The organism is Streptomyces sp. NPDC040622, assembly GCF_055593965.1.
Genome location: NZ_JBVIXD010000004.1, coordinates 139,946 through 150,571, shown reverse-complemented (window position 1 = coordinate 150,571; position 10,626 = coordinate 139,946). Strand labels below are relative to the sequence as shown.

Sequence of the window (10,626 nt, the reverse complement as noted above, 5' to 3'; positions counted from 1 at the left end):
TTGCGGGGCGGAGGTCAGGACTTCCCGAACTCGCTGGAGATCAGGTCGAAGATGTCGTCCGCGCTCGCCGCCTCCAGGTCGGCGTGGGAGGTCTCGGCCCCGTCGGGGCCGTCCTGCGCCGGACTCCACTTCGAGATGAGGACCTGCAGGCGTCCCACGACGCGCCGGCGGGCCGCCTCGCCGACCCCGGCCGTGCCGTGGGCGGTGTCCCACTTGTCGAGTGCCGCGAGCACGTCGCCTTCGCCGGTGGCCGAGCCGTCACCGCCGAGCTGTCCGCGCAGGTGTGTGGCGAGCGCCTCCGACGTGGGATGGTCGAAGATCACGGTGGCGGGCAGCGAGAGCCCGGTCGTGGTGTTGAGCTGATTGCGCAGCTGGACCGCGGTCAGCGAGTCGAAGCCCAGCTCCTGGAAGGGCGTCACCGCGGGAATGTCCTCGACCGTGCGCCCGAGCGTCGCGGCCGCGCACGTCCGCACGTGCTGGACCAGGAAGCCGTGCCGCTGCGACGCGGGCGTCTTGGCCAGCTCCTCGCGGAAGGCACTGGTCTCGGCGGCGGAGCCGGTCTGCTCGGCCTCCCGCCGGTTCTCCGGAATGTCGTCGAGGAAGGGACTCGGCCGCTGTGCGGTGAACGTCGGTGTGAACCTCGCCCAGTCGAAGTTCGCCACGGTCAGGGTCGCTTCCCCCGCGTCGACCGCCTGGTGCAGGGCCTTGACGCAGAGATCCGGGCCGATCGGGTGCAGACCGAAGCGCTTGAAGTACGCGAGCGACTCCTCGTCCGCGGACATCCCCGCCTCGGCCCAGGGCCCCCAGGCGATGGAGGTGGCCGGCAGCCCGAGGGAGCGGCGGTGTTCGGCCAGCGCGTCGAGGAAGTGGTTGGCGGCGCCGTACGCGCCCTGCTGGCCGCTGCCCCACACGCCGGCACCGGAGGAGAACATCACGAACGCCGAGAGGTCCAACTCCCGTGTCAGCTCGTGCAGCTGCCAGGCCGCGCCCGCCTTGGCCCCGAGGACGTCACCCAGACGCGCGGACGTCAGATCGCCGATCGGCGTCAGATCGGTGATGCCCGCCGCGTGGACGACCGCCGTGAGCGGATGCCCGGCGGGCGTGCGGTCGAGGAGGCCGCGGAGCTGCTCGGGGTCACCCACGTCGCAGGCGGTGAGGGTGACGGTGGTGCCGAGCCGTTCCAGTTCGGCGGCGAGCTCCCGGGCGCCTGGGGCGTCGGGGCCGCGACGGCTGGTGAGGTGCAGATGGGGGGCGCCCTCGCGGGCGAGCCACCGGGCCAGGACGGCACCGATGCCGCCCGTGCCGCCGGTGATGAGAGTGGTGCCCCGGGGCCGCCAGGCGGTCCCGGTGGCGGGGGTGCGGTCGGTGGGGGCGTGTGTGAGGCGTCGGGTGTGGGTTCCGGTGGGGCGGACGGCGGTCTGGTCCTCCTCCTGGGGGATGAGGGCGGCGGCGACGCGGGTGAGGGTCTGGCGGTCGATGCGGGCGGGCAGGTCGACGAGCCCGGCCCAGAGGCGGGGGTGTTCGAGGGCGGCGACGCGTCCGAGCCCCCAGACCTGGGCCTGGAGGGGGTGGGTGAGCGGGTCGGTGGCGCTCGTGGACACGGCACCCTGTGTGATCGTGTGCAGGGGCGCGGTCGTGCCGTTGTCGCCCAGGGCCTGGATCAGGATCGTGGTCGCGGCGAGTCCGGCCGGTACGGCGGGGTGCTCGGGGTGCGGTTCCTCGTCCAGGGCCAGCAGGTTGACGATCCCGGCGAGACCCGCCGTGTCGACCGAGGCGAGTTCCTCGCGCCCAACCCGAGCGGTCTCCACCGGACGCAGCCGGACGGCCGCCCCGTGCGCCGACAGCGCGTCGGCCGTGGCGCGCACGGCGGGGTGCTCCGCCTGGTCCGCGGGGACGAACAGCAGCCAGTCGCCGCCGAGTTCGGGTGTCGCGGAGTCGGAGTCGGGGTGGTGCTTCCATGTGACGCGGTAGCGCCAGGAGTCGATGGTGGCCTGCGCCAGATGCCGCCGCCGCCAGCCTCGCAGCACCGGCAGCGCGGGCTCCAACGCCCGGACCGCCTCCTCGCTCCCTTCCTCCGAACCCAGCGTCTCGGCCAGCAGCCCGAGGTCGAGCTCGTCGACGGCCTGCCAGAGCTGACTCTCCGCGGCACTGTGCCCGCCGTCGGCGCCGCTCCCGGCGGTCGGGGCAGGGGCCAGCCAGTAGTGCCGGCGTTGGAAGGCGTAGGTGGGGAGGTCGACGGTACGAGGGGTGGGGTCGGCCGGGAACCAGCGGCGCCAGTCGATGGTGGCGCCCGCGGTGAAGGCGTGGGCGGCGGCGCGGGTGAGTTGGGTGGCGTCGCCGTGGTCGCGGCGGAGAGTGGGTACCACTGAGGCGGAGACCTCGGCCTGACTGATCGTCTCTTCGAGGCCGAGGTTGAGGACGGGGTGGGGGCTGGCCTCGATGAACAGGCGGTAGCCGTCGGCGAGCAACGCCTCGACGGTGTCGGCGAAGCGGACGGGCTGGCGCAGGTTGGTGACCCAGTAGTCCGTGTCCAGGGCGGTGGTCGTGGCCAGCCGCTGGGCGGTGACGGTGGAGTAGAAGGCCACGTCGGTGGCGACCGGCCGAATGTCCGCCAGGCGGTCGGTCAGCAGCTCGTGGAGGCCGTCGATCTGAGGTCCGTGGGAGGCGTACCCCACATCGATCACGCGGGCCCGCAGTCCGCGCGCCTCCGCGTCGGCGACCACGGTGGCGACATGCTCGGGCGGGCCCGAAATAACTGTGGAGGCAGGCCCGTTGACGGCAGCCACGCACACGCCCGGCCGCTCACCGATCAGCTCAACGGCCTCTTCGGCATTCGTGCTGAGGGACGCCATGTCGCCGTGCCCCATCAGCTGCCGCAGCGCGTCACTGCGTACCGCCACGATCCGCGCCGCGTCCTCCAGGGAGAGAGCCCCCGCCACACACGCGGCGGCCATCTCACCCTGGGAGTGGCCGACCACAGCAGCAGGCGTAATCCCGTAGTCCGCCCACACGGCGGCCAGCGACACCATCACCGCCCACAACACCGGCTGCACGACCTCGACCCGGGACAGTTCGGAGCCGTCCCCGCGCAACACCTCACTCAGCGACCAGTCCACATGAGCGGACAACGCCTGCTCACACTCGGCGATCCGCCCCGCGAACACCGGCGACTCGTCCAACAACCGGGCACCCATGCCCACCCACTGCGACCCCTGACCGGGAAACACCAACACCGGACCGGCCCCGGTGGCACCCTGAACGGTCCCCTCGACAACACCCGCCGACGGCTCGCCCGCCGCCAATGACCGCAGTCCGGCGAGCAGGGCCTCGCGGTCCTCGCCCACGACCACGGCCCGGTGCTCGAACACCGACCGCGTCGTGGCCAACGACCAGCCGACCTCCGCAGGCAGCGCCTCAGGATCACCCGCCACGAAATCGTCCAGGCGACGGGCCTGTTCACGCAGAGCGTCCGGGTTGCGCCCGGAGACAAGCCACGGCACGACCGTTCCCGGCACCGCGTCCGGTGGCTCCTTGACGTCGCCCTCGGGCGCGTCCTGGGGCGCCTCCTCCAGGATCAGATGCGCATTCGTCCCCGAGAAGCCGAACGAGGAGACGCCCGCCCGGCGCGGACGGTCGCCGCGGGGCCACTTGACCGGCTCGGTGAGCAGGCGCAGCCCGCTGCCGTCCCACTCCACGTGGGGCGAGGGGGCGTCGACGTGCAGGATGGCGGGCAGCAGCTCGTTGCGCAGCGCGAGGACCATCTTGATGACACCGGCGACGCCCGCCGCGATCTGCGTGTGCCCGATGTTGGACTTCACGGCGCCGACCCACAGCGGCCGGTCCTCCCCGCGCTCCTGCCCGTAGGCGGAGATGAGGGCCCCGGCCTCGATGGGGTCGCCGAGCGTGGTGCCCGTGCCGTGCGCCTCGACCACGTCGACGTCCTCGGCGGTGAGGCGGGCGTTGGCGAGGGCGGCGCGGATGACGCGTTCCTGGGAGGGGCCGTTGGGGGCGGTGAGACCGTTGCTCGCGCCGTCCTGGTTCACCGCCGAACCACGGATGACGGCCAGGACTTTGTGGCCGTTGCGGCGGGCGTCAGAGAGGCGCTCCAGGAGGACGACGCCGGTTCCCTCGGCCATGCCCATGCCGTCGCTGCTCGCGGAGAAGGGCTTGCACCGACCGTCGGGGGCCAGGCCCCGCAGCTCGCTGAAGCCGATCAGCGGCGCCGACGACGACATCACGTACGTGCCGCCGGCCAGGGCCAGCGAGCTCTCCCGGGTGCGCAGGGACTGGGCCGCGAGGTGGAGGGAGACCAGGGACGAGGAACAGGCCGTGTCGACCGTCACCGCGGGGCCTTCCAGGCCGAGCGTGTAGGCGACGCGTCCCGAGGTGACGCTGCCGGAGTTGCCGATGGTGAAGTAGCCTGCGGTGCCCTCGGGCACCTCCGAGGCGCCGAGGGCGTAGTCGAGCCCGTCGCAGCCGATGAAGGTGCTCGTGTCGCTGCCGCGGAGACCGAGCGGGTCGATGCCGGCACGTTCCACGGCCTCCCACGCCGTTTCCAGGGCGAGGCGCTGCTGCGGCGCCATGGCGAGGGCCTCGCTGGGGCCGATGCCGAAGAAGGTCGAGTCGAACTCGCCCGCGTCGTAGACGAATCCGCCCTCGCGGACGTAGCTGGTGCCGGTGCTCTCGGGGTCGGGGTCGTAGAGGGAGTCGAGGTCCCAGTTGCGGTTGCCGGGCAGCGGCGCGACGGCGTCGCCGCCACCGGAGATCAGCTCCCAGAACTCTTCGGGAGAGCGGACCCCGCCCGGCAGGCGGCAGGCCATGCCGATGACCGCGATCGGTTCGTGTCCCGCCGACTCGACGTCCTGCAAACGGCGTTCCGTCTGACGCAGGTCCGCGGTGACACGCTTGAGGTACTCAAGAAGCTTCTCTTCGGTGTGCGCCATCCCGGTGACAACCGCTCCTCTCCGCGAGAACAGCCGAACCCCTGACCCCGATGACCGGACAGCCGGCGGGCCGGCGTGGGCAACGGGCGGGTGGGTCCCCGCCGGACCGCAGACTCCTCGACAGCGCTAAAGCCCTCCTAATACTCGGCTCTGTACGCCCCGTACCGGTCCGCGCGCGCCGCGACAGCCGGGACGTCGTTGCTGGTCGCAGGCTCGGACGCGGCGAGGAGAGACTTCTTAGGAGCGCTTAAGCGGCGCCTGTCAGGGTGTGCCGGTGTCAGGCCGTCATGCTCTGCTCGGCGCAGTCGTCCCTCGCCCTGCGCGGCCGGGCGGAGCCGGTGAGCGGGGTCTCGTGGGCCTGGCCGTCGGTCCGGACAACGCGAAGCGAGGCATCGTGCCCATCACGGATAGCAAGCCGGCCGCCACCCCTTTCGACCTGGTGGACCCGTCCTTCTGGGCGCGGCCGCACGAGGAACGCGTGGCGCTGTTCGAGGAGTTGCGCGGGCTGCCGCATCCGGCGTTCATCCAGCAGAGCATGCCCGGGGTGCCCTGGGCGTTCGGCTACCACGCGCTGGTGAAGTACGCGGACATCGTGGAGGTGAGCCGGCGGCCGCAGGACTTCTCCTCGAACGGGGCCACCACCATCATCGGTCTCCCGCCCGAGCTGGACGAGTACTACGGCTCCATGATCAACATGGACAACCCCGAGCACTCCCGGCTGCGCCGCATCGTCTCGCGCTCCTTCGGGCGCAACATGGTGCCCGAGTTCGAGGCGGTGGCGACCCGCACCGCCCGCCGCATCATCGGCGAGCTCGTCGCGCGCGGCCCCGGGGACTTCATCAGGCCCGTGGCCGCGGAGATGCCGATCGCCGTGCTCAGCGACATGATGGGGATCCCCGAGTCGGACTACGACTTCCTCTTCGAGCGGTCCAACACGATCGTGGGTCCTCTCGACCCGGACTACGTGCCCGACCGCGCGGACTCCGAGCGCGCCGTCGTCGAGGCCTCACGGGAACTGGGCGACTACATCGCGGGGCTGCGTGAGGAACGGCTCGCCGCCCCCGGCCGCGACCTGATCACCAAGCTGGTGCAAGTCCAGTCCGACGGTGAGCAGTTGACCCGCCAGGAGCTCGTATCGTTCTTCATCCTGCTCGTCATCGCCGGGATGGAGACGACCCGCAACGCGATCTCGCACGCCCTGGTGCTGCTGACCGAGCACCCCGAGCAGAAGCAGCTGCTGCTCTCGGACTTCGACACCCACGCGCCGGGCGCCGTCGAGGAGATCCTCCGGGTCTCCACGCCCATCAACTGGATGCGGCGCGTCGCGACCCGCGACTGCGACATGAACGGGCACCGGTTCCGCAGGGGCGACCGGATCTTCCTGTTCTACTGGTCGGGCAACCGTGACGAGAACGTCTTCCCGGACCCGTACCGCTTCGACATCACGCGGGGGGCGAACGCGCACGTGACGTTCGGCGCGGTGGGACCGCACGTCTGCCTCGGTGCCCACCTCGCCCGTATGGAGATCACCGCCCTCTATCGCGAGCTGCTCGCGGCGCTGCCCCAGATCCATGCCGTGGGGCAGCCCCGGAGGCTGGACTCCAGCTTCATCGAAGGCATCAAGCACCTGCACTGCGCCTTCTGAGCCTCACCGCTCCCGGCTCCCGCTGCTTTACCGCGCCTGCTGAGTGCGTACGTCTCCTCCGCATACGTACGACTCGTGAGACACCCGGCAGGTGTGTGCCGACCGTGCGCAGGCCGGTCAGTGGCCGGACAGCGCCAGGGGTGGACTCATCAGGTGCATGTCACCCGAGAGGATGGCCCGCTGCAGATCCTGCAGCGGCCGCCCGGGTTCGAGCCCCAGCTCCTCATTGAGGGTCTTGCGCACCGACTGGTACACCTTCAGCGCGTCGGCCTGCCGCTCGGAGCGGTAGAGGGCCAGCATCAGCTGCCGGTAGAACGCCTCGCACATCGGGTTCTCGGCGGTGAGGGCGTACAGCATGCCCACCGCCTCGCGGTGACGGCCGAGTTGGAGCTGACACTCGACCTGCATCTCCTGGCACTCCAGGCGGATCTCGGTCAGCCAGGTCGAGAATCCGTCGATGATCGGGCCGTTGGCCTCCGTCCCGTTCCCGCCCTGCCCGAGGATGGGTCCCCGCCACAGCGCGAGGGCCTGGCCGAAGCGCGAGGCCGCCTCGTCGTACCGCTTCTCGCGGAGCAGCGAGCGGCCCACGTCGACCAGTTCCGGGAAGACCTGGGCGTCGATCCGGTCCTCGCCCAGGTGCAGCACGTATCCCGGCGCGCGGGTCTCCACGGGGTTGCCGGTGGAGCCGGGGGCCTTGAGGAACTTGCGGAGCTGGGAGATGTACACGTGGAGTCCGGCGGTGGCGCGTTTGGGCAGGCCTTCACCCCAGATCTCGCGCATCAGCTGTTCCAGGGAGACCAGCTGGTCCGCGCGGATGAGGAGCACGGTGAGGACGATCTCCACCTTCTGCGCGTTGATGGTGGAGTACTTGTTTTCGTCCCTGATCCGGAGTGGGCCCAACATCTCGTACCTCACCGCGCGTTCCCCCTTGCCGTCGCGAGCTGTTGTGCGTGGTCGGCCAGTGCTGTGGAGATGACCTCCGTGACGGCCCGTTGGTGCGTGTTCAGGTAGAAATGGCCTCCGGAGTAGACCTTGCAGTCGAAGGATCCCCGGGTGTGCTCCCGCCAGGCCTCGACGTCGTCCAGCGGGGCCTGTGCGTCCCGGTCGCCCACCAGGGCGGTGACGGGGCAGGTCAGCGGAGGCGACGCCGTCCACCGGTAGAGCTCGACCGCCCGGTAGTCGTTGCGGACGATCGGGAGGATCTCCGCGAGCAGCTCCTCGTCGTCGAGGAACATCGGGTCCGTGCCCCCGGCCCTGCGCAGCTCCTGGGCCAACTCGCCGTCGCTGAGCAGGTGGACGGTGCCGCGCCGGAAGCGGGACGGCGCGCGGCGTCCCGACACGAACAGCATGCGGGGCTGCCCGCCCTTCCGCGTGCGCAGCCGCTGTGCGACCTCGTAGGCGAGGACGGCGCCCATGCTGTGGCCGAAGAAGGCGAACGGCCGGTCACCGAAGGGCGTGAGCGCATCGGTGATCCGGTCGGCGAGTTCGGGGACGTTGTCGATGAGGGGTTCTCTGCGCCGGTCCTGGCGTCCGGGGTACTGCACCGCGAGGACCTCGGTGCCGGGCAGGGTGGGGGACTGCGCCAGGGGGTGGAAGTAGGAGGCCGAGCCACCCGCGTGGGGGAAGCAGACCAGGCGAACATCAGCTTCCGGTTGGGGCCGAAAGGTGCGTATCCATGGGTCCGACATATCGGATGGTGTGGGGGAGGCAGACAAGATCTTTCCCTTCGTCAGGAGCGCTGACAATGGTGTCGCCACATCACATAGACGCTCCTGATCATGCGCAGCTCGAAGTTTAAAGGGCAACGTAGGTAAGCCAACAACAGGGCGGAATGAGACATTCCCTATTCTTTATGTTGCGATTCTGACGTGATCGAATATCGGACGGCAAGGATAGGGTAAATTTCAATATGAATGCTTAACGGTGTGCTGTGTGCGGCGTGCCCCCGGGCGGTCGGCCGCGTGGCCTGGGATGTTGTCGGCGGGGGTCCCGCCGCAGTTCGGTGCGGTTGCTGCCAGGACGGTGAAGTAATGCGTCTCGGGTCTGTCGTTGATCTCGGGCGACCGTGTGGCGGGGCCATGTACTGAGGTCGTGGTCTTTGCGGGATTATTACGCGCCCGTGGTTTATTTTCCGAGTCTGCGCTTGGCCTGCACGGTCCCTCCTTCTCCGCGCCATGAACGGGAAACGGTCTGTTTTACTTCCTGTGCCGATATGCGGATTCTGCGCGACTCCGATTGTGGCTTGTTGTTTGCTTGTGGTCTCGACTGCTCGGGATTGGCCTTGAATCGGCTGCCGACGGCCTTGCGCGGCAGGTGGCAAACCCGGTCGGGCGGCTGTGACGGCACGGCGGCGAGGCGGCCGCGGGGCCGGCCGCCGAGCGCCGGGTGGCCGGATCCATGCGCGTGTGCATCAGCGCCGGTCGGTCACTCGTGCGCGACGGACCGGGGGCAAGGAAGGTGTCACCTTTTGGGGTGACTGTGCCCCGTTGAAGGTGTCCTGGCCCGCGGCGCATCGGTGATCGTCGTGGCGTACGCCGTATCCACCGGCGTGCGGCACCCCCACACCAGCGGCGGGGAGACGCTCAGGCGGACCTCACCGCTGCATTCCGGCACAGCCGGCCCACCGGCCGGTCCTGCCACCCGAAGGAGCGCGAGACGATGAGCGAGAGCATGTTGTGGCTGACGCGGGACGCCCGCCGGGCCCGTAAGCAGGACGCCGCCGCGGTCGCACGGCGCCGGGCCGACCGACTCGCGGACCTGGTCGCCCACGCCCGCTCCGCGTCGCCGTACTACCGGGAGCTCTACAGCGGCCTGCCCGAGCGGGTCGACGACCCGACAGTGCTTCCGGTCACCGACAAGAAGCAGCTGATGGACCGCTTCGACGACTGGGCCACCGACCGTGACATCACGCTGGAGAAGATTCGCGCCTTCACCGACGACCCCGAGCTGATCGGCCGGCCCTTCCTCGGCCGCTACCTGGTGGCCACCACCTCCGGCACCAGCGGCAGGCGCGGCCTTTTCGTGCTCGACGACCGGTACATGGACGTGTCCTCCGCCGTCTCCTCCCGGGCGCTCGCCTCCTGGCTCGGCCCCCTGGGCACGGCCCGGGCCGTCGCCCACGGCGGCCGCTTCGCCCAACTCGTCGCCACCGGCGGGCACTACGTGGGCTTCGCCGCGTACTCACGCCTCGCCCGGGAGGGCGGCGTGCGCAGCAAACTGCTCCGCGCCTTCTCCGTGCACCAGCCGATGGAGCGCCTGGTCGAGGGGCTCAACGAGTACCGCCCCGCCTTCCTCATCGGCTACGCCAGCACGATCATGCTGCTCACCGCCGAGCGGGAGGCCGGCCGGCTGCACATCGACCCGGTGCTGATCGAACCCGCCGGAGAGACGATGAGCGAAGGCGACACCGACCGCATCGCGCAGGCCTTCGGCGCCAAGGTGCGCCCGCTGTACGGCGCGACGGAGTGCTCCTACCTCAGCCACGGCTGCGCCGAGGGCTGGTACCACGTCAACGACGACTGGGCGGTGCTCGAGCCGGTCGACGCCGATCACCGGCCCACTCCACCGGGGGAGTTCTCGCACACCGTCCTGATGAGCAACCTGGCCAATCGCGTCCAGCCGTTCCTGCGGTACGACCTCGGGGACAGCGTCATGCTCCGGCCCGACCCCTGTCCGTGCGGGGTCGCCTCCCCCGCGATCCGGGTACAGGGCCGGGCCGGGGACATCCTGAGCTTCCCCTCGGGCCGCGGCGACGACGACGTCAGGCTCGCGCCCCTCGCCTTCAGCAGCCTCTTCGACCGCATGCCGGGCGTCGAGCTCTTCCAGATCGAGCAGACCGCGCCGACGATCCTGCGGGTCCGCCTGGTCCGGGCCTGCGGCACCGACCCGGACCGGGTGTGGCAGACCGCCCGCGACGGCCTGATCCGCCTGCTCGTCGACAACAAGCTCGACAACGTCACCGTGGAGCGGGGCGAGGAGGCACCGCAGCGGGCGCCCGGCGGCAAGTACCGGACGATCATTCCGTACACCGCCTGACCG

General features: G+C 70.6%; 5 protein-coding genes. 2 read left to right on the top strand and 3 right to left on the bottom strand.

Annotated elements, in window-relative coordinates:
* Nucleotides 1–14 precede the first annotated feature (14 nt).
* Nucleotides 15–4,943, bottom strand: coding sequence for a type I polyketide synthase (locus tag ACZ592_RS12675; protein ID WP_471581534.1), 4,929 nt, complete (start codon nt 4,941–4,943; stop codon nt 15–17).
* 394 nt (nt 4,944–5,337) lie between these two features.
* Between ACZ592_RS12675 and ACZ592_RS12670 the strand changes: the two genes are divergently transcribed.
* Nucleotides 5,338–6,588, top strand: coding sequence for a cytochrome P450 (locus ACZ592_RS12670; protein WP_471581533.1), 1,251 nt, complete (start codon nt 5,338–5,340; stop codon nt 6,586–6,588).
* 117 nt (nt 6,589–6,705) lie between these two features.
* Here the strand turns inward: ACZ592_RS12670 and ACZ592_RS12665 are convergent, their stop codons facing one another.
* A complete protein-coding gene (locus ACZ592_RS12665) occupies nt 6,706–7,503 on the bottom strand; it encodes an AfsR/SARP family transcriptional regulator (RefSeq protein WP_471581532.1) in 798 nt (265 codons plus the stop codon).
* Entirely contained in the window at nt 7,500–8,276 is a 777-nt protein-coding gene (locus tag ACZ592_RS12660; protein WP_471581531.1) for a thioesterase II family protein, read from the bottom strand. The genes ACZ592_RS12665 and ACZ592_RS12660 overlap by 4 nt, the downstream gene beginning before the upstream one ends.
* Nucleotides 8,277–9,246: 970 nt before the next feature.
* On the opposite strand from ACZ592_RS12660, the gene ACZ592_RS12655 reads away from it, so the two are divergent.
* Nucleotides 9,247–10,623 carry a phenylacetate--CoA ligase family protein gene (locus tag ACZ592_RS12655; protein ID WP_471581530.1) on the top strand — a complete coding sequence of 459 codons (1,377 nt, stop codon included), beginning with the start codon at nt 9,247–9,249 and terminating at the stop codon, nt 10,621–10,623.
* Nucleotides 10,624–10,626: the final 3 nt, after the last annotated feature.